Genomic DNA, 19,120 nt, shown 5'->3' on the forward strand with positions numbered 1-19,120 from the left:
CGCTCCATAAAGGTGATGGCGTTATTAAATGCGCGCTTAGTCGAGAAAGATTCGACGTTTCGTCAAGGTATTATCAAGAGCCGCTATTTTCCATCTCAGACGACGTCCAGGGTAACAAAAGGGTGACTGCGAGTCCGCCGGTTTCAGGTAACGACGCGCTGATACTGCCACCATGGGCCTGACAAATCGCGCGAGCGATCGACAAACCGAGACCGCTGCCGCCGGAGTGGCGGGCACGCGACTGCTCCTCCCGGCTAAAACGGTTGAACATTTCCGGCAGGAACTGGGAGGATACCCCCGGGCCGTCATCGCGAAATTCGAGGCAATATTGCCCGCTGGCGTAGTGCAGCGTGACATCAAGATGGCCGCCATCACGCCCGTAACGGAGGGCATTTTCCATAAGAATGGTGAAAACCTGGCCCATACGGAACGTATCGCCTTTGAAGGGACACGCCTGAGAATGATGAAGCCTGATTGTAAAACGATGTGCATCAGCCTGGGGCATGATCCATGTCGCCCGTTCCTTAAGCAGCTCATCCAGACGAAAGGGTTCGTTTTCCAGCACCAAATTCCCGGCATCAGACAGCGAGAGCAGATGAAGTTCATCGGTCAGGCGATTCAGGTGCTGAAGCTGTTTCATTACCATTGCCAGTTGTTCCGGGCTGGCATCAAACACACCATCCAGCATGCCCTGCAAACGTCCGATAGCGGCAGTCAGGGGGGAGCGAAGCTCATGCGCCATGGCCACATGAGAGGTACGTAACTCTTTTTCATAGCGGGCCAGTTTCCCCGTCATGGTATTAAAGTCACTCGCAAAGCTGACCATTTCAGCCGGCGCATTCCTGATGAGCTCAGCCTGGCGGCCAAATTGCCCTTCGGCGACGTCCTTTGCCGCATCACGCAGTCGGCTGAATTGCAGCGCCAGTGGCCTGGCATATCGCAATCCCATCACCACAATAAAAGGGATCATGACCAGGACCAGTAACGCCACGGTGACCCAGTCCGCCGAGGCGATGGATGGGGTTGAATAACTCAACCCCCACCAGGTATCGACGATTTGATGGAAGCGCGCCGGGTTCGCCTGCGGGTTCTGGCTGAGCGCAAGAAACTCTTGTCGGACCGATGCCGGCATTCTGCCTATGTTCCAGTAATTCTGCACCGCATAACGTAGCCACATACAGGTCGCAATGACAATTACGCTTCCGATGGCCAGCGCTAATATACGTGCGCAAATCCAGCGCCACAGGGAGGAGTAGCGGGTTTTTGTCATGGTTGTCTGAACCTGTAGCCTACGCCGCGAACGTTAACCAGCACGCCGGAAATACCCGCCGCCTCGAGTTTTTTACGCAGGTTATAAATATGGGTATCCACCACGCGCTCCAGGGCTTCACTTTCCGGCAAACAGTGCTCAAGTAAATGCTGGCGGGAAAAAGGACGTGAAGGAGAGCGCATAAGCGTGGTCAGTAGTGAAAATTCGGTTGGGGTCAGATCCAACGTGCGCGGTGTGGTGTCCCCGTCGACAATGCTCGCCACGATGGCCGTAACATTCACTTCAAGCGATTGCCAGCGAAGGATCTCTTCCTTTGTTTCTGTTTGATTGCTGCGGCGCAGTACCGCCTGCACCCGAGCCACAACTTCTCCCGGATGGTAAGGCTTAACAACATAATCATCAGCGCCATAGCGCAAGGCGCCAATACGATCGGGTGTATCTCCCATGGCGGTGACCATGATCACCGGAACATCATTTTTACGGCGCAGGCCAGCCAGGACTTCGGTGCCGTTAAGCCCCGGAAGCATCACATCCAGCAGGATCAGATCGGGTTTCCACCGGTGCGCCATATCCAGCCCGGAAAGACCGTCTCCGGTAATGACGACATCGTAATTTTCACGGCGTAAGTAGGCTTCGAGCACGCCAGCCGCATCGGCGTCATCTTCAATAATCAGCACTCTTCTGGACAACATCCATTCACCTTGACCGTTTCTTAACACTATCCCGACGATTCATTGATTTTGCCAAATCATACTGCGCCAACATTTTGTGGCGGCTCCTGCCTCAGGAGAAGCCGGCGTCTGTGAGGAGAACAGTATGATAGCGATAAAAAAAGCCCTGTATATGACCGTACCGCTTTTGACGGCCATGACATCCTGCGTACAAGCAAATGATGACACTTTCTCCGGCACCTTCACCATTGGGCTGGGAGGCCACTACACTCCGCGATATTCAGGTTCAGACAAGCAGGTATGGCAGGTGGTTCCTGTACTTCAGGGGCGTAACGGCGCATTTTTTATTGATACGCAGAAAGGGGTGGGATATGACCTGCAGAACGCCAGCGGCTGGTACTTCGAACATACGCTGGGATACGATCTGGGAAGGGCGGATAAAAACGCCAGCTGGCGGGCAGGGGCAAATAATCTGAAAGGGATGGGAGACATTGACGTCTCCCTGAACACGGCCCTTGCCGTCGGCTGGCAGGCGCTTTCGTGGCTCAGCGTTGAAGGTAAAGCGACGCTGCCTTTAACGGACAGCCAGGGGGTAAGCTACCGGGCATCCTTGACGTTGCTCCCTGTACAAACTGACCATGACACGGTCGCCTTTCAGACGGCGGCCCTGTTTGGCGACAACCGTTACCTGAATACCTGGTATGGGGTGGATCCGCAGCAGAGCCAGCACTCAGGTTATAGCCGCTATTCAGCACCGGGGGGATTTTATGGCATAGACAACAGTCTGACCTGGAGTCACCAGTTTGATGCCCACTGGGGCACGCTCCTGAGCGCTGACTATACCTGGCTTGGGGAGCATGCAAATGAGAGCCCGATCGTGTTACGACGTAACGAGGCGGCACTGACAGCAGCTGTCATCTGGACATTTTAGGGCGGAGAAAGCGCGGCGTGCGGTTTGTCGGGAAAGGATCACATTGAGAGCGGCAGGTGATGGAAGGAGCCATATCCAAACCACTCTTTCCGAGCCTTCAGATTTTTACATCCATCAGAACCCAGTGCTTTCGACAGTAAAATTTATTCTTTGAGTTTGTCGTGTTGACTTATTCTGTAAAAAGATTACTTTTCATGACATGAAAAAGATACTTATTATTGTACCCGATGGCGGCATGCTGTTTGAATCCGCCGGTATTGCTGACATTTTGATGCAGGCCAACCGCCTGCACCCGGAAGGTGCCCGGGAAATCTGCTACCAGGTCAAGCTAGCGACAACTCAACCGCATCAGGTTATCCATGGTCAGTCCGGTTTAAATCTTCTGGCCGATCATCGCCTGCATGAGATTGACCCGCGTGAACCCCGCGATACCATCATGATTACCGGCAGAGGTCAAAACCCGCAGGAAGGGATGGCGGTGGTTGACTGGCTGCGCCTTGCCGCTCCCCATGCCCGCCGCATAGCCTCCATTTGCGGCGGTGCGATGCTGCTGGCGCAAACCGGACTGCTGGACGGCAGACGGGCCACTACCCACTGGAAACTGCTGGAAACCATGCAGGCGGAATTCCCGCAGGTCCGCGTCGAGGGCGGGCCGCTCTATATTCAGGACGAACATATCTGGACCTCTGGCGGGGTCAGTTCCGGCTTTGATCTTACGCTGGCGCTGGTTGAAGAAGATTACGGCTTCAGCCTGGCGCGCGATATTGCCCAGGACTTCGTCATGTATCTGCGTCGCCCCGGAGGCCAGCTACAGTTTAGCCGCTATAACCTGCAGCAGACCACCTCACAGGGCCCGATTAACGATCTGCTGGCGTGGTTGCTCGAAAACCTCACCGCCGACCTCAGCGTAGATAAGCTGGCGGAAAAAGTCGCCATGAGTCCGCGAAATTTCACCCGCGTCTTTACCCGGGAAACCGGCGCTTCCCCGGCGCGCTACGTCGCGGAAGCCCGCCTGGCCGCCGCACGGCAGCGTTTGGAGCAGACTAACGAGACGCTGGATCGTATCGCCGAGCAAACGGGATTTGGCAGCAGCATTAACCTGCGACGATTGTTTGAAAAACAGCTTAACCTCACTCCAGGTGAATATCGTCAACGATTTCACTGCCGTAAAATGGCGTAAAGTGATCCTTTTTTGTCATTTACGCCACAACCTATCCGTCCTAATCTGACTCCAGAGATATAGATAAGGAGTCAATTATGGTAAAGGTCGGTATTAACGGTTTTGGCCGTATCGGACGCAATGTACTGCGCGCAGCACTGGATAATCCGGATATTCAAATTGTGGCAATCAACGATTTGACGGACAGCAAAACGCTGGCGCATCTGCTGAAATATGACTCGCTGCTCGGTAAGCTGGATGCAGAGGTCACCGCTGGTGAAGGGGGGCTTGTTGTTGATGGTAAACCCATTACCGTATTCAGTGAACGCAACCCGGCGAGTATTCCGTGGCGTCAGCGTGAAGTCGACATTGTTATTGAGGCTACAGGATTATTCACTGACCGTGAAAAGGCGGCTGTACATATCCACAGCGGTGGTGCGAAGCGCGTGATTATCTCTGCCCCTGGTAAAAACGATGATTTAACCATTGTGATGGGCGTTAATGAGAGTCTCTACTCCCCGGATAAACACTACGTGATAAGCAACGGAAGCTGCACCACCAATGGTCTTGCACCTGCTGCGCAGGTCCTGCACCAGCATTTCGGTATTAAACATGGTCTGATGAACACCACCCATGCCTACACCAACAGCCAGGCGCTGCACGATCAGCCGGAAAAAGATCTGCGCGGGGCTCGCGCCGCAGCATTGTCGATTGTTCCTTACTCCAGCGGCGCAGCGAAGGCTCTGGGTAAAGTTATTCCTGAGCTGGATGGCCGTTTAACGGGCTACTCGCTACGCGTCCCTGTGCCGGTGGTGTCCATTGTTGACCTGACCGTCACGCTTGAGCGAGATGTGACGGTCGAAGAGGTGAACAATGCTTTTCGCGAAGCTGCCGCAACGGGACCTTTGAAAGGGATCCTGGGTTATAGCGATGAACCGCTCGTCTCCAGCGATTACCAGGGAGACCCACGCTCGTCGATTATCGACGGCCTATCAACGCTGGTGATTGGCGGTAATATGGTCAAAATTCTGGCGTGGTACGACAATGAATGGGGATTCTCTAATCGTCTCGTTGACCTGGCATTGATGATGGCAAAGCGTGAAAGCTAATATTCATAGATTAAACATAACAAATCTATTTGACCGCGATATAAAAGCATAAATGCCCGAGAGAGCATTTATGCTTTCGGTGAAGAACGGAGTTGCGATATGTTGTGGCCAGGTGCTCCCTAGGAGGCTAAGCGACGATTCATACAGGTACTGTTCTTAGCTTTGAGGTCCACAGAGTCAATATCGCTGAGAAAATAAGTATTCCTGCACTCAACGCAAATGTACTTTGAAAACCAAACTGATCAAACAAAATCCCGCCCACTGTAGACCCCAGTGCGATTGAAAACTGAACTGTTGCTACCATAAGACCGCCCCCTGATTCTGTATCTGACGCAGTGGCACTGGCAACCCAGCTCCACCATCCTACCGGTGCAGCTGTTGATAACACGCCCCAAAGTCCCAACAAAACACAGACGGTAGGAATATTGTTACCCATAGGGATCAGGATTACAGCGACTGAAGCCATGACAAGTGGTATCCCAACCAGTGTCTGATAAAGGCGATTTTTGATCACAAAACCAATCGCTGTCGTTCCGGCAAGTCCAGCTACCCCAATCAGTAACAATATTAGCGTTACTGCATCAGAATTAACTTTCGTGACATTCTCCAGAAACGGTCGGATGTAGGTAAACAGAGTAAACTGCCCCATGAAAAAGATACCGGCGGCACACATACCAACCGCGACATTCTTTTTTCGTAAAAGCGAGGTAGCAGATGACCCGGTTTTACCAGATTTGCCGGGCTCCATAGAAGGAAGGCTTATCCATTGCCATACAAACGTAATTATTGCGACAGGTACTAAACACAGAAAAGCTCCACGCCAGCTTATGGCAGCCGTAAGATAACTTCCAAGTGGGGCTGCCACTACGGTTGCCAGGGCGTTTCCTCCATTGAACACGGCTAGGGCACGCGGTACCTTACTAATGTGCACCAGTCTTACTGCTGTAGCGACTGACATTGACCAGAATCCTCCAATGACAACACCAATCATAGCTCTCCCCAGCATATAGATAAGATAATTGGGGGCGAGTGCGACTAACACGGCAGATAATCCCATCAGAGCTGTCAACGCCAGTAAAAGAAACTTTCTGTTCAGTGTTCCGGCTAGTCTGCGTATGCTAAGACTTGTAAATACGGCAAAAACACCTGAGATTGTCATTCCCTGACCAGCTGTACCTTCCGTTATCCCTAAATCATGGGCAAGTGGAGTTAACAGACTGACAGGCATGAACTCTGAAGCGATCAGAGCAAACACGCAGAGTGAAATAGCGAATACACCATTCCAGTTAGAATTATCTGAAGTATCATTCAAAGATGTTTGTTCTATTTTTGAATGCTTTTTTGTCATCGTCAGTACCTTTAAAACGGGCATTGAAAAAAACGGGGCCACCGGCCCCAAAAAGAGGGTTAAAATTAAAAAGAGAGGATTAATATGAACATCACAACGTCAATGGACTTATGAATCTGGAAAGTGTTACATATTCCTGATATCACATCGTCGACGCATCTATAACATAGCGATATCGGGCTTTCTTATTAAACACGTTATCCCATGCTTCATTAATTTGCTCTGCCTTGATTATCTGGATGGTGGGTAATATTTTATTTTCAGAACAGTAATTTACAACTTCCTGAGTTTCTTTCATGCCGCCAATCATTGACGCATTGAAATTAACTCTTGATGCTGCAAGACCAAGCGCATTGAGTGTAATCTGAAAACCTTCTGGCATGCCGATCTGGGTGAAAGTTCCGTATGGCTTCACAACTGATGCGTAGGCTGCGACGTCGAACTGATAAGGGATCGTGGAAATCATATAATCCAGACTTCCCTGATAAGCCTTCAATTTGTCAGAACTATCGACCACAATTACTTCTTTGGCCCCGAAGGAAAGAATATCGTCAACTTTCGATGGCGTAGTTGTGAATGCATATACCTCCGCTCCTTTAGACACGGCAAGCTTTATGGCCATATGGCCCAGACCACCAATTCCGGCCACTCCAACTTTCATTCCCTTGACGATACCAGCCTTCATGAGCGGTGAATAAGTGGTAATGCCTGCACAAAGCAAGGGTGCAGCTTCCTGGAAGGTAATGTTTTCAGGAATATGAACAGCAAAATGATCGCGCACCACGATGTTTGTGGAATACCCTCCCTGTGAAATTCCCGTGGGAGAATCGCTTTCAGGGAAACCATAAGTGAAGACAGTAGCTGGACTGTATTGCTCCGTGTTCTCAAGCTGCATCAGCTCTGAGTCTGGAAGAGTGCTGTTGACCATACATCCAACGCCTGCTCGATCACCGATCTTGAACCGGGTGACATTCTTTCCAACCGCCGCCACAATGCCTACGATTTCATGCCCTGGAACCTGAGGATATTTTTGGACCCCCCAGTGTCCTTTCATCTGATGGATATCAGAGTGGCAAATACTTGCATATTTAGTCTCAATCAAAATATCGTTGTCACCAACTGCTCTGCGTTCAAAGGACCAGGGCGAGAGTTTTCCGGAAGTGTCAAACGCTGCATAACCGCGAGTTCTCACTCTGGAACCATTTACATCAGCGGCAAGTGAACCAATTGGACTGCTCAGCAACACACCGGCTCCTATGACAACCCCAGAACGAACAACAAATTCGCGACGAGTCAGATTTTTTTCTTCATCCATCATTACACTCCTGCTCATATTTTTGACCGGGTTTGCTTTCCGCTTCTGAAAGGAAGCCGAATGTATGCTAATAATGGTTAATCCCGGCAAGTTAAATTTTCCTGGAGGCCAGGAAAACGCCAGCGTACTTTCAGATAAATTCATCTGTTAAGTGAGCAGATAACAATTTACAGGCTTGAGGTAACATAAAATACACAAATACTTCAAATTACTTGCCTGATCCTCTGAGGGTTGCATTGGTAGATCAAGTCTGTGGTGCGGTGACAATGAAGGTACAGTCTTTCGCTAATACGGAAATGAGTCCGGCATCTGACACTACTTCTCTTCTCAATGCAGATAATAAATTGATTATTATGATATTGCGGTATTCCAGCTCACCACCGTCATAGATTTAGCCTGCGAAAATCGCAGGCTATACTTATTAAAGCGCCATATTCAATAAGGCCTCAGCCTCTCTGGCCGTAATTTTTCCATGCTCACCCAAGGCAATGTGACCATGTTCTTTTAACTTACGAATAACTTCTGCAATGGCTTCATCCCCTAAATCATAATCAGAGAGTCTGGTTTTAACCCCCAGTTGTTCAAAAAAAGCGACCGTGGCATTGATAGCCTCATCGGCCATTTTTTCGGTATCAGATGCGGGAATATTCCAGACCCGAGCACCGTACTGAGCCAGCTTCTCAGATTTTTCATTTTTGCAGTAGCGCCACAGGGCAGGCATCACAATCGCCAGAGTGCGGGCGTGGTCAATGCCATACAAGGCTGTAATTTCCTGACCAATCAAGTGAGAAGCCCAGTCTGTCGGTACACCGGCACTTAACATCCCATTCAGGGCCATTGTAGCCGCCCACATGATATTCGCTCTGGCGTCGTAGTCTTGAGGATTTTTAAGGGCTGTCGGGCCTTCTTCTTTCAGCGTATTGAGCAATCCTTCCGCCAGGCGGTCCTGCACCTTCGCGTTTACCGGGTAAGTGATATATTGTTCAAGTATATGGACAAAGGCATCCACAACCCCGTTTGCGGTTTGTCTCTCAGGCAGAGTGTAGGTAATTTCCGGTTCAAGCACGGAGAACTGCGGCATAACGCACGGAGATGCAAAAAAAAGTTTATCCTGCGTGGTGGCACGATTAATCACAGCCGTGTTATTCATCTCGGACCCCGTCGCTGCAAGCGTCAGTACGCATCCAAAAGGCAAAGCCTGTTTCACTACGCTGCCATAGCTGGTGATAATTTCCCACGGATCATTTTCATAAAGAGCGGCCGCGGCGATGAATTTTGTACCATCGATGACTGAACCACCGCCAACGGCCAGGAGAAAATCAATTTTTTCCACTTTGACAATCTCGACCGCTTTCATCAGGGTTTCGTAATGTGGATTGGGTTCAACCCCACCAAATTCAAAAACAAGGGTGTTTTTAAGGGATCCTTTTACGCGTTGCAGAATGCCGTGTTTTATTACGCTGCCTCCGCCATAGACGATCATGACCTTTTTATCCTGCGGGACTTCCTGCGCAAGTGCAGGGATTTGGTCATGCCCAAACAGAATTTTTACCGGGTTGTGATAGATGAAATCTTGCATAACTGTTACCTCAGGATCAGAGCCACAAACGCGTTATCAGTGTGATGACACGCTCACTATTGATGATGTGAAGGTAACATTTGATATAAAATTTATTAATCAGCATTTATTTCACTTACTTGTGAAAAATATTTGATAATTAATCATTGGCTGGTACGCTGGCTTCTCCCTTGGAGGAGGCGAGTGTGGATGAACTGAAAGTTTTTTTAAGCGTGGCCAGACTCAAGAGCTTTACTAAAGCGGCAGCAGAGATCGGTGTGACGCCCTCAGCTGTCAGCCATACAGTAAAATCCCTGGAAGAAAGGCTTGGGATCAGGTTGCTGGCCAGAACCACCCGCAGTATCTCCACCACAGAAGCGGGTGAAAGGCTGAGCAACGAAATTGGCCCCTTGATGGAGCAGGTTGATGACGCAATTAGTCGGCTGAGTGAGCTTCGTGAAAAGCCCACTGGCATCATTCGCCTTACGGGTTCAGATGATGTTATCCAGTACCTGATCCGCCCGGTGCTGCCTGACTTCCTGAGCCGCTACCCTGACATTCAGATTGAAATCGGAATTGATTATGGATTTACCGACATCGTTGATCAGCGTTTTGACGCGGGGATCCGCCCCGGAGATGCGCTGAATAATGATATGATTGCCGTTAAAATCAGCCAGGACTGGCGGCAATTGATTGTTGCAGCACCGGATTATTTTCAACGCTATGGGAAGCCTAAAAAACCGCAGGATCTTTTGAATCACAACTGCATCAATGTCCGGTATTCCGACACGAGTGGTTTGTATGCCTGGGAATTCGAGAAGGAAGACCAGAAGTTCAGCCTGAAGGTGAAGGGGCAATATATTGCGAACAGCACGGTACATCAGCTTGATGCCGCTCTTGATGGCCTGGGCGTAGCCTGCCTTCCAGAATATGTTGCGGATGAATATATCAGAAACGGCAGGTTGATGGCGGTCCTGACCGAGTGGTGCCCCTGGTTTGAGGGCTACCACATCTTTTATCCTCACCGCCGACAGGATTCTCCCGCCTTTATGGCTTTCCTGCAAGTTTTGCGCAACCGGTACAATAACAGGATAAGGTAAAATACATGACGATAATACTAAAGCTTACCAGCTGACTTTCTCAGCACGGTTATATCCCTCTTGGGTGATTCCCCGAACATCCGCGTATATTCCCGGCTGAAATGGGACAGGCTTTCGTAACCGACAGCATAGGCTGCTGTGGTGACATCGTAATGTTCATTCAGCATCAGTCGCCTGGCTTCATTAAGGCGCAGCCATTTCTGATACCGTAGTGGGCTCATTCCCGCAAGCTGCCTGAAGTGTTGGTGGAAAGAGGGTGTGCTCATTTGCACCCGACTTGCCAGTTCTTCTACGCGTAAAGGTGATGCAATATTGGTCTTTAACCAGTCAATAGCTTTACCGATACGGTAGCCATGGCCGTCTACTGCTGCAATCTGTCTGAGATGATCTGACTGATCGCTCATCAAAAGCCGGTAATGTATCTCCCTTTGAATCAGCGGCCCGAGAACAGGAATGGCTTCAGGCTCGTCAAGCAAAGAAAGCAGACGGCAGAAAGGCTCCAGCAAAACATCAGTAATAGTTCCTATACCGACACCCGTTCCCGCGTCTCGTTTTTTAACCGGCGGCAGGCTTCCCTGTGCAATTAATTCCATCAGCACGCGCTGGTCAAGTTTATAGGCTACGCCCACGCAGGGACGGGATGTCGAAGCCTGTAATACTTCCGAGCTGGCTGGCAGGTCAAGAGAGGTGATCAGGAATTTTTCCGCATTGTATTCGTAAGGTTCACCACCAACCCACATGATCTTCGCGCCATCGGCTACCAGAACGATACTGGGAGGGACCAGGCAGCTTACCGGAGGAGCGGGTTCGTTTCGGCGGAACAATTCGAGACCTTCTACGGCTGTAGGGAAATCACCGGTACCGGGTGTGCGCTGAGCTATATCGACCGAAAGTTCACCCAGTAGTTTTTCAACCGACTTGTCAGAAATCATTCTGTAATGCCTCACATTTGTTACGTCTTTTGACGTTAACAACTTAGCAGCTATGAAAATTGAAATACACGCTTTGAGATCAGGTTCAGAGGATCAGGCAAATAATGCAGAGTATTTTAATAACACCTTTCATTAAAGACACTCAAAATAACAACACTGAAATGAGGCAGTGTCCTGTAAGTCAGGGTTCACCGCGAGCAAATTTAAACCGTTCAGGTTAAAGCCATTTTTAACTGCCAGACAGGTTATCCGGAGGAGACATACGTGAAAGAGTTTACTTTCTACACCCCAACCCGAATCGAATTCGGTTCCGGAAAAGAAGATACTATCGGTGCACACATTGCCAGTGCTGGCGCACGTAAAGTCCTGCTGTGTTACGGAAGCGAACGTATTAAACGAGAGGGCCTGTTCGCTACGGTCAGCCAGAATCTTGCCGATAACGGCATCGAGTATATAGAACTTGGCGGTATCGTAAGTAACCCGGTGATATCCAAAGTCCGTGAAGGGGTGGAACTGGCGAAACACCATAACGTGGACGCTATCCTGAGCGTTGGCGGCGGCTCCGTACTTGACAGTGCTAAGGCTATTGCGGCCGGTGCACATTATAATGGTGACGTCTGGGATTTATTCGCTGGTAAAGGCGAGCTTTCCTCTGCTTTACCTTTGTTTGCCATTCTGACCCTGGCCGCAACGGGAAGCGAAATGAACCCGTATGCCGTTGTCACCAATGAAGAAACACATGAAAAATTATCGATCGGTAACGACTACACGCGTCCGGTGGTATCCGTACTGAGTCCGGCACTGATGGCGGGCGTCTCCCGCGATTACCTCGTCTATTCTGCCGCTGATATCATTTCACACCTTATCGAAGTGTACTTCACCGCAACCGTTCAGCCTGCAATTCAGTCGCGACTGGTTGAAGCACTCCTAAATACGGTAATTGAAACCACACAAACGCTCATCGCCAGTCCGGATGATGAGGCTGCGCGTGGGGAATTTGCCTGGGCTGCAACCCTTGCTCAAAACGGTTTGATCCTGTCAGGCTGTGCCGGATTTAGTTATCCGAATCATGCAATCGAGCACTCTTTATCCGCACTTTTCAACGTTCCGCATGGGGCAGGGTTGTCCGTTGTTATGCCCGCCTGGATGAAGTGGTACAAAAACCGAAGTACACCGCAGTTTGAGCGTTTCGCAAAATATGTGTTCGGACTCAGTTCGGCAGACGACGGCATCGCAGCGCTTGAGAAGTGGTTCGAAGAAATTGGTACGCCAACACGTCTTGAACAGCTGAACATCAGGGAAGCAGATCTGCCCGCTATCGTTGAGAACGTCCAGATCAATGTCAAAGCGTTTGGTATCGCCAGTGATTACCCGCCGGAAGTTGTAACTGAAATACTCATGCATGCTGTCTGAAACATATCCCTCAATATCCAATGAAAGGTTTTAATATCATGACGCTAAAATCTTCAACGCGCTTTTTTAATGGCGCACTCCTTGCCGGGGCGATGGCTCTGATTTCAACAGAAGCTGCAGTCGCCCAGCCTGCACCAGGCACAGCAGATTCTTCAGTCCGTCTGGTTCAGACGTGGGATAAAACTTTCCCAAGGAGCGAAAAAGTGGATCATCAAAAAGTTACTTTTAAGAACCGTTACGGCATTACGCTGGCCGCTGATGTATATCTTCCTAAAGATCGCGGGAACAAGAAGCTTGCTGCGCTTGTGATTTCCGGGCCATTTGGCGCGGTAAAAGAGCAGGCTTCAGGTCTTTATGCTCAGACCCTGGCAGAGCGCGGATTCGTGACGCTGGCATTTGATCCGTCTTATACCGGTGAAAGCAGTGGTGAACCCCGCAATATTGCTTCACCTGATATCAATACCGAAGACTTTATGGCCGCAGTCGATTTCATTGGACTGCAACCTTATGTGGATCGTGAACGTATCGGTGTCATCGGTATCTGCGGCATGGGTGGGATTGCCCTGAACGCTGTTGCCGTGGATAAACGCGTAAAAGCGGTCGTTGCCAGCACCATGTATGATATGAGCCGCGTGATGTCGAAAGGATACAATGACAGCGTAACGCCGGAGCAACGCGAGCAGGCGCTGGAGAAGATGAGCCTCCAGCGCTGGGAAGATGCAGCAAACGGTAAACCTGCATACCAGCCAGCCTATAATAAACTGAAGGGCGGTGAAGCACAGTTCCTCGTGGACTATGCGGACTATTACATGACCAAACGCGGCTATCATCCCCGAGCCGTCAACTCTGGTAACTCATGGTCTGTGACAACGCCGATGGCCTTCATGAATTTCCCGCTCATGACCTATATTAAGGAAATTTCTCCGCGCCCGATCCTGTTCATCCATGGTGAAAAAGCGCATTCGCTTTACTTCTCCAAAACGGCTTATGAAGCGGCAAATCAACCAAAAGAGCTTCTGATTGTTAAAGATGCCACACATGTCGATTTATATGATCGTATGGATAAGATCCCATTCGATAACATCACTGCATTTTTCAACAAAAATCTTAATAAGTAAGCCATAGCATCGTCCGGTGTTTTCAGATGCAGTGTCTGTGCGACAAACGACAGACACTGCTCTCTTAGCATGGGGTGTTGGGTATTCCCCCTAAAGAGCGTGCCGAATGGATACTAAACAAACGTTTTCACTTAGCTATGATGACCTGATCGGCGAATGCGTGAAGATGATAAAAGAACTTCAGATAAACGCAGACAGTCTTGATGGTATTGGTTTTGCGCTCGAACAGGCAAAAATACGGGCAGTGCTGGCACTCTGGAGTCGACTGGCAACCGCAGGAAAGGCATGCCAACTCAGTTTTATTATGGACCGCCAATATATTATTCAGTTGATAGCCGGTAATACCGTCGCTGAGATGCATTAATCCTAATTCAAATAACAGCCACTCTGCTGTTACTGGTGAAGCAGGCTCTAATTTCTCATGCAACATTAATTTATCGTGTTAATGGTGCAAGAGAAAAAACAGCCGATATGAAAGAGGAGAGGTTTATGTTCTGGAACTCTGAAGTATTAACAAGAATAGATGCGGCCGATGACCTTAAAATCGCTCCGTATCATCCCGATATGAATACGACCGGTACGCCGACATGGATTTGGGAAGTGAAGGTGGATAACCGACTTTTCGTCCGAGCCTATAGTGGTACCCGTTCAAAATGGTATCAGGCTGCATTGTCCCAGCAGGCGGGTAAGATACTGGCTATTGGACAGGAGTTCGACGTCCTGTTCGCAAAACCATCAGACCCTGAGCTTGAAAGTAAAATAGATCAGGCTTACCAGAAAAAGTACTCCGGCAGCAGCTATGTTTCCGCAATGACAGGGACACGCGCCAGAGCGGCCACGATTGAGATTTTACCTTCGTGATTTCCTGTCAAAGTGATACTGCGTGTTCTGTGAGGCAAAATCTGCCTGTTTAACTTTAATTTCCCTGAAACTGGAGGCAAGTATGAAACCACTCTTTCCGGGCCTGCCTGTTAAAATGCTGGCGCTTTTTCTGCTGGTCTTAGTGATCCCCCTAAAAGCTGCCATCAGTAAAGAGAAAAGCCATATAAGGACGCTTGTAATCGTTTCTCATCCGTATCCGGAGCGGTCCGTTATGATTAAAGGGCTACAGCAGGCGGCTGAGAGCGTAGATGGAGTCACTGTTCGTAACCTTGAAACGCTCTATGGTTTCGATACGCGCAAGATAAACGGTGATGAGGAGAGGCGTATCACACGCCAGAATGACAGGATAGTGTTTATCTTTCCCACTCACTGGTTCAATATCACCCCAATGATGAAAGCGTATATGAATGACACATGGGGTAGCGTTGGCCCGGATTTATGGAAGGGTAAGGAAATGCTTATTGTTACAACTGCTGCCGGTGATGACTCAACATACGGAAAAAATGGCAGAACAGGTACCGAGCTTGCCGATGTTTTCACCCCCATGAAAGCCAGTGCATTACATGCGGGCATGACATGGCTCCCGCCACTTGTTTTTCAGGGGGTGAGAACCAGCCAACTGCCTGAATACCAGCGCCAGCTGATTGAACGCCTGACAAAGTAGGAATCCGCCTTCACAGAAGGCGGCTCTTATACTGGAGACTGGTATAGTGGCTGTCTTTGACGCTATGGAGCAACACTCCTGTTGGCTTACCCCGAAGCTCCCAGGCCATCTGCAACGCTTTGACCGTGAGTGCTGAGCCCGGCGACGTCGACATGGCCCAGCACACAGGTTTACGGGCGAACTATGTGAATCATTTGTAGGGGAGGGCATATGTACTCCCGATGCAAAGCGTCCATGCTCGCTCAGCGGAGTACTGAACCTCTATAAGGAAATGAGCGTGTTGAACAAGAAATTCCTTTCCCTGATACAGGATGTGGCCGGTTGCAACCATATGTCTCCTGCAGAGGCGGTAGATGGATTACAGGTTAGCTTTGAAAAAAGCTTCCAGTTTATCAAACGGGATTTTTTCCGGATTATCGTGCAGGTCAACATGTTCGGCATCAGGTACAATGAGCAGCTCTTTAGGATTACTGGCGGCTTCGTAAACGTCCTGAGAATTATAAAGCGAGTGCGCATTTTCACCTGCAACCAGCATGATCGGACGCGGGGTAATATCTAAGACCATGAAGTAAGTTAACAATCAACACGATTTAACTTATGTTGAGTAAAAACTTGGTTCATGGAAAATTCTGTGACTACTTTATTGTTTTGTCAAAAGTTTTAATTTTCTATGAGTAATTCACTTCATGAACTAAAACTATGTAGTTAGCTTTAGCTGACAGTAATCTTCCTTGTACGTTCATTTCTCAGTGTACTAAAGAACGATTTGGCCACCCTGTTATCCCAGCGGTTGCCACGCCGCCCCGTGCTCGGTGGCCTGGTTTTTGGCCCGGCACACTGCCATTTCTGCCGGAGCGGACCAGGCGCCTGGTGGGCTACGATAACGAAAGACGCGCTTCCCTGACGACGTCTATCAGTGTGTTCATTACGTAGATCGGCAAACCGCGCCAGTGCGCCAGACACATCGCTGGAAATGATGGGTTTCAGGCGGGCTTTAACCTAACCTGACATGATTAAATATTGTCACCTGCATAACTCCTCTGATGGTGGCATAGTAATTAAAAAATACTCTGTTCAGGATGAGCGAGTGCTGAAACTTTGTACCCATTCTGTTACCGATTTTAGAATAACCGCGAGCTCATTCCCCTCTGAAGACAAGCTGTAAAAAGCCTTATTACGTTCCGTTTCATTAAATTCTCTACAGATAAGTCCATCTTCTTCGAGCTCATGTAGCGTCTTTATCAACATCCGGTCCGTAATGTTGTGAAGATGCCTTTTTAACTGAGAAAACCGTAGTTCACCTTGCATGAGTACAATAATTGTTTTAACCCCCCATTTACTGGTGATATGGTTAAAAATAGTCTGGGCCTGGCATCCACTTAGTATTTCATTTTTACTGCTTAATGGCGACTTCCCTGCGGCTGTTTTGCCCGTTTCTTCCATAATCTTCCACCCAAACTATTTCATTAATGCTCTATCTACATATGCTTAGTTGTGACTTCCCGACGTAGGGATTCTTTCGGCTGCTTTATGATCCCGGCTTCACAAAAGCATGATGGTAGGTTTCTGTAAGATAAACGAGTCTGTCTACGCTTTCGGATACTTCCCGGGAAGCCTTAACCTTCACGAGCATTTGCTGATATGTACGAAGCCTCGCCAAATACATATTAAGCTTCTCTTTTCTTTTTTCATTATTACTGGCGTATTTCACCTCATCGGCTGCGCTTCGGAGCTCTCGATAAGGCATATTTAGAGCGGGATTATCCGGGAGTTGTGCATTGGCAAGGTGATTGTGGCCGACAATCAACCCAAGCGACATTCTGAGCTTGTCTAAATCTCCCGGATGAAGAGACTGCAGCAGGCTCAAATGCTGATAAAGGGCAGGCAGGTGTGTTTTACTTTGCCTGCGGTTTGCAGGGTTTAGTGATGTGGTTATTGAATAAATCAATGTATTCATAATTTTTTGGGTGGTTCGGGACTGAGACCGATCGGGGATCAGCAGAATAACCGCGAACGCGAAGAGACTACCCACTATCTGTCCTAACACATTATCAGTGAATGTATTAATGTTGAAAACCATTGGATTCGCTATTGTTACCGCATTCAGAATGCCTGCAAAGGCTCCCATGGTTCCTAGCTGTCTGCGCTGAAGAAAAATTCCGCTTATGAAAGCAACCAGTCCAAGCATAATGCAAAGCAGAATCAGACTCTGCTGCGTCGAGGGGATAACGACCGTATAAAGTAGAAAAGATATTGGCGCGGCAACCGTCATGCCGTAGACAAAATCTTTGGCTACGGCAATGGGGTTAGGCGAACGCATTGCAAGAGCCGTCACGACCCCAAGTAAAATCATGCAACTGCTACCTGACGTCCAGCCGCTATACAGCCATAAAAATGCGGCTGTCCCCGTCGCAATGAAGGTTCGCAGACCGTTCACGCGGGCAGAATGTGATTCCAGAGAACGTTCCGGCGACGGTTGGACTGCTGAGAGGATTTTTTCTTCGATGGATGATGGTCTTAAATTGCCCTTAAAACACTTCAGCAGTAAAAAAAACTCTCCAGCATTTCTGCTCCATTCAGCCTGGGAGGATAATCGACTGTTAACCGAAAGCATGGCAAGTCTGTAGCGGAAATCTCGCAGGTAGCGCAAAGAGGATTCAACATCGCCAGGTGCGTCCTGAAGCAGTGAGTCAATATCTGTATTGATATTACCGGTGTTCATTTTGCGGGCCAGAAAAATATCCAGAGAAAGGGTGAGCAACGTCAGAGAACGTATGTGGATAGCGGTTAGACGCCGCGAGGCAAGTTCCCAATGCCCGGCTTCCATTTTCAGGTTAACCACCATTGACTTTAGGGCTGCAGATCTGCGAAGGATCTCGAGCATTTTTTTGTCGAGCGCTTTTTGATCCGTAGATGTTGCTGCAAGCGCCATAAGCTGGCACTGAAGCGTAATAAGGGTCTCAGCCTCGTGTTCAACAATATGTTTAATAGATTTAGGTGAAAAAATGACGTCAGCCAGAAGGGCACAGAAAATTCCCAGCACAATTTCACTGCATCTTTCAATTGCGTATACCGGAGCCAGTGTCATGTTATTACTGGCATAAACAGTGACGAGTACGGTTAGCGCTGTATAGCTTGCAGTGGCCATTGCGCTGGTATTTTCAATTCGCACCAGCGTGGACACCCAGACACAGAATCCGGCCCAGGCGCATGCCGTAAGCAAAAGCAGGGATGGTGTGCGGGCAAAAAGGATGATCAATATTAGCGCTGCACTGCTTCCTATAAAAGTGCCAATGATACGCAGAATTCCCCGGAGACGAAGGGCTCCGGCATAAGGATCCCCGCCAGCTGAAAACGCCGAGCCGCCGGCAACGATGCCGGCGGTCATGATCGCCCATCGAGGCATTTCGAGATTAAAATAAAAACCAATGACCAGCGCTGAAACCAATGCAAATGCCAGTTTCACGGGGAAACGTAGATATTCAAACATGCTTTTTCCTGGAAAGATAATGCACTCAGTACTTTACAACAATGACCAACATGGTGTTGACTTCATAGATGGCGTCTGCTCTTTTCTTGCAAGACGACTAACATCGAGAGCAAGCAGAAATGCACAGTGACTGTTCTTCCGCTAAGTTGTACAGAAAGTA

At 49.1% G+C, this 19,120-nt stretch carries 16 protein-coding genes and 4 pseudogenes; 9 read left to right on the top strand and 11 right to left on the bottom strand.

Translation table 11 applies throughout. The features are described 5' to 3' along the window. Positions 1 to 73: 73 nt before the first annotated feature. Together CWM54_RS05160 and CWM54_RS05165 are read right to left on the bottom strand one after the other, a co-directional pair. Positions 74 to 1,270: a sensor histidine kinase gene (locus tag CWM54_RS05160; protein WP_100696272.1), complete on the bottom strand. Its 1,197-nt coding sequence runs from the start codon at positions 1,268 to 1,270 to the stop codon at positions 74 to 76. Next, complete coding sequence (locus CWM54_RS05165; protein ID WP_012968226.1) at positions 1,267 to 1,962, bottom strand: response regulator; 696 nt, start codon at positions 1,960 to 1,962, stop codon at positions 1,267 to 1,269. The genes CWM54_RS05160 and CWM54_RS05165 overlap by 4 nt, the downstream gene beginning before the upstream one ends. A 124-nt stretch (positions 1,963 to 2,086) precedes the next feature. Between CWM54_RS05165 and CWM54_RS05170 the strand changes: the two genes are divergently transcribed. From CWM54_RS05170 to gap, 3 genes are all read left to right on the top strand, one after another. Continuing rightward, the gene (locus CWM54_RS05170) at positions 2,087 to 2,872 is read left to right on the top strand and encodes a MipA/OmpV family protein (protein WP_100696274.1); all 786 of its coding nucleotides are present in this window, start codon (positions 2,087 to 2,089) and stop codon (positions 2,870 to 2,872) included. A gap of 199 nt (positions 2,873 to 3,071) precedes the next feature. Further along, complete coding sequence (locus tag CWM54_RS05175) at positions 3,072 to 4,052, top strand: GlxA family transcriptional regulator (RefSeq protein WP_012541721.1); 981 nt, start codon at positions 3,072 to 3,074, stop codon at positions 4,050 to 4,052. Between the two features lie 77 nt (positions 4,053 to 4,129). Next, on the top strand, positions 4,130 to 5,140 hold the full coding sequence (gene gap, locus CWM54_RS05180) for a type I glyceraldehyde-3-phosphate dehydrogenase (RefSeq protein WP_046881457.1): 1,011 nt from the start codon (positions 4,130 to 4,132) through the stop codon (positions 5,138 to 5,140). A 139-nt stretch (positions 5,141 to 5,279) separates the two neighbouring features. Here the strand turns inward: gap and CWM54_RS05185 are convergent, their stop codons facing one another. From CWM54_RS05185 to CWM54_RS05195, 3 genes are all read right to left on the bottom strand, one after another. Next, complete coding sequence (locus CWM54_RS05185; protein WP_052145540.1) at positions 5,280 to 6,488, bottom strand: MFS transporter; 1,209 nt, start codon at positions 6,486 to 6,488, stop codon at positions 5,280 to 5,282. Positions 6,489 to 6,630: 142 nt separating this feature from the next. Beyond that, positions 6,631 to 7,806 (bottom strand): NAD(P)-dependent alcohol dehydrogenase, encoded by a 1,176-nt coding sequence (locus CWM54_RS05190; protein ID WP_223172851.1) that lies wholly within the window; start codon positions 7,804 to 7,806, stop codon positions 6,631 to 6,633. A gap of 418 nt (positions 7,807 to 8,224) precedes the next feature. Further along, positions 8,225 to 9,382 carry an iron-containing alcohol dehydrogenase gene (locus CWM54_RS05195; protein WP_100696276.1) on the bottom strand — a complete coding sequence of 386 codons (1,158 nt, stop codon included), beginning with the start codon at positions 9,380 to 9,382 and terminating at the stop codon, positions 8,225 to 8,227. A 185-nt stretch (positions 9,383 to 9,567) separates the two neighbouring features. On the opposite strand from CWM54_RS05195, the gene CWM54_RS05200 reads away from it, so the two are divergent. Beyond that, entirely contained in the window at positions 9,568 to 10,461 is an 894-nt protein-coding gene (locus CWM54_RS05200) for a LysR family transcriptional regulator (protein ID WP_100680226.1), read from the top strand. Positions 10,462 to 10,478: 17 nt separating this feature from the next. Here CWM54_RS05200 and CWM54_RS05205 read toward each other — a convergent pair whose 3' ends face one another. Next, the gene (locus CWM54_RS05205) at positions 10,479 to 11,393 is read right to left on the bottom strand and encodes an AraC family transcriptional regulator (protein ID WP_016161032.1); all 915 of its coding nucleotides are present in this window, start codon (positions 11,391 to 11,393) and stop codon (positions 10,479 to 10,481) included. Between the two features lie 264 nt (positions 11,394 to 11,657). Between CWM54_RS05205 and CWM54_RS05210 the strand changes: the two are divergent. Then, a pseudogene (locus CWM54_RS05210) lies at positions 11,658 to 12,665 on the top strand (iron-containing alcohol dehydrogenase); the annotation flags it as partial. Here the strand turns inward: CWM54_RS05210 and CWM54_RS29165 are convergent. Continuing rightward, positions 12,615 to 12,797, bottom strand: a pseudogene (locus CWM54_RS29165) (hypothetical protein); the annotation flags it as partial. The pseudogenes CWM54_RS05210 and CWM54_RS29165 overlap by 51 nt on opposite strands. Before the next feature lie 29 nt (positions 12,798 to 12,826). Between CWM54_RS29165 and CWM54_RS05215 the strand changes: the two are divergent. The 4 genes from CWM54_RS05215 (at position 12,827) to CWM54_RS05230 (ending at position 15,470) form a co-directional block, all read left to right on the top strand. Then, on the top strand, positions 12,827 to 13,924 hold the full coding sequence (locus CWM54_RS05215) for an alpha/beta hydrolase (RefSeq protein WP_032691186.1): 1,098 nt from the start codon (positions 12,827 to 12,829) through the stop codon (positions 13,922 to 13,924). 106 nt (positions 13,925 to 14,030) lie between these two features. After that, positions 14,031 to 14,288, top strand: coding sequence for a hypothetical protein (locus CWM54_RS05220; protein ID WP_100696280.1), 258 nt, complete (start codon positions 14,031 to 14,033; stop codon positions 14,286 to 14,288). A gap of 125 nt (positions 14,289 to 14,413) precedes the next feature. Further along, complete coding sequence (locus CWM54_RS05225) at positions 14,414 to 14,785, top strand: DUF2255 family protein (RefSeq protein ID WP_016161036.1); 372 nt, start codon at positions 14,414 to 14,416, stop codon at positions 14,783 to 14,785. A gap of 82 nt (positions 14,786 to 14,867) precedes the next feature. Then, positions 14,868 to 15,470, top strand: coding sequence for an NAD(P)H-dependent oxidoreductase (locus tag CWM54_RS05230; RefSeq protein ID WP_046619800.1), 603 nt, complete (start codon positions 14,868 to 14,870; stop codon positions 15,468 to 15,470). Positions 15,471 to 15,486: 16 nt separating this feature from the next. Here the strand turns inward: CWM54_RS05230 and CWM54_RS29170 are convergent. The 4 genes and pseudogenes from CWM54_RS29170 to CWM54_RS05250 form a co-directional block, all read right to left on the bottom strand. Beyond that, positions 15,487 to 15,651, bottom strand: a pseudogene (locus CWM54_RS29170) (IS3 family transposase); the annotation flags it as partial. Positions 15,652 to 15,828: 177 nt separating this feature from the next. After that, positions 15,829 to 16,050 (bottom strand): annotated as a pseudogene (locus CWM54_RS05235) (alpha/beta hydrolase); the annotation flags it as partial. Positions 16,051 to 16,544: 494 nt separating this feature from the next. Beyond that, entirely contained in the window at positions 16,545 to 16,913 is a 369-nt protein-coding gene (locus CWM54_RS05245; protein WP_100680231.1) for a winged helix-turn-helix transcriptional regulator, read from the bottom strand. An 85-nt stretch (positions 16,914 to 16,998) separates the two neighbouring features. After that, positions 16,999 to 18,960 carry an FUSC family protein gene (locus tag CWM54_RS05250; protein WP_100680232.1) on the bottom strand — a complete coding sequence of 654 codons (1,962 nt, stop codon included), beginning with the start codon at positions 18,958 to 18,960 and terminating at the stop codon, positions 16,999 to 17,001. Positions 18,961 to 19,120 lie beyond the last annotated feature (160 nt).

It is taken from the genome of Klebsiella sp. D-Nf1, assembly GCF_002810515.1.
Taxonomy (GTDB): domain Bacteria; phylum Pseudomonadota; class Gammaproteobacteria; order Enterobacterales; family Enterobacteriaceae; genus Klebsiella; species Klebsiella variicola.

Excerpts from the sequence above, each read along its gene's own strand:
- CWM54_RS05160 (WP_100696272.1), bottom strand. The coding sequence starts at position 1,270 with ATGACAAAAACCCGCTACTCCTCCCTGTGGCGCTGGATTTGCGCACGT.
- CWM54_RS05165 (WP_012968226.1), bottom strand. The coding sequence starts at position 1,962 with ATGTTGTCCAGAAGAGTGCTGATTATTGAAGATGACGCCGATGCGGCT.
- CWM54_RS05170 (WP_100696274.1), top strand. The coding sequence starts at position 2,087 with ATGATAGCGATAAAAAAAGCCCTGTATATGACCGTACCGCTTTTGACG.
- CWM54_RS05175 (WP_012541721.1), top strand. The coding sequence starts at position 3,072 with ATGAAAAAGATACTTATTATTGTACCCGATGGCGGCATGCTGTTTGAA.
- gap (WP_046881457.1), top strand. The coding sequence starts at position 4,130 with ATGGTAAAGGTCGGTATTAACGGTTTTGGCCGTATCGGACGCAATGTA.
- CWM54_RS05185 (WP_052145540.1), bottom strand. The coding sequence starts at position 6,488 with ATGACAAAAAAGCATTCAAAAATAGAACAAACATCTTTGAATGATACT.
- CWM54_RS05190 (WP_223172851.1), bottom strand. The coding sequence starts at position 7,806 with ATGATGGATGAAGAAAAAAATCTGACTCGTCGCGAATTTGTTGTTCGT.
- CWM54_RS05195 (WP_100696276.1), bottom strand. The coding sequence starts at position 9,382 with ATGCAAGATTTCATCTATCACAACCCGGTAAAAATTCTGTTTGGGCAT.
- CWM54_RS05205 (WP_016161032.1), bottom strand. The coding sequence starts at position 11,393 with ATGATTTCTGACAAGTCGGTTGAAAAACTACTGGGTGAACTTTCGGTC.
- CWM54_RS05215 (WP_032691186.1), top strand. The coding sequence starts at position 12,827 with ATGAAAGGTTTTAATATCATGACGCTAAAATCTTCAACGCGCTTTTTT.
- CWM54_RS05220 (WP_100696280.1), top strand. The coding sequence starts at position 14,031 with ATGGATACTAAACAAACGTTTTCACTTAGCTATGATGACCTGATCGGC.
- CWM54_RS05225 (WP_016161036.1), top strand. The coding sequence starts at position 14,414 with ATGTTCTGGAACTCTGAAGTATTAACAAGAATAGATGCGGCCGATGAC.
- CWM54_RS05230 (WP_046619800.1), top strand. The coding sequence starts at position 14,868 with ATGAAACCACTCTTTCCGGGCCTGCCTGTTAAAATGCTGGCGCTTTTT.
- CWM54_RS05245 (WP_100680231.1), bottom strand. The coding sequence starts at position 16,913 with ATGGAAGAAACGGGCAAAACAGCCGCAGGGAAGTCGCCATTAAGCAGT.
- CWM54_RS05250 (WP_100680232.1), bottom strand. The coding sequence starts at position 18,960 with ATGTTTGAATATCTACGTTTCCCCGTGAAACTGGCATTTGCATTGGTT.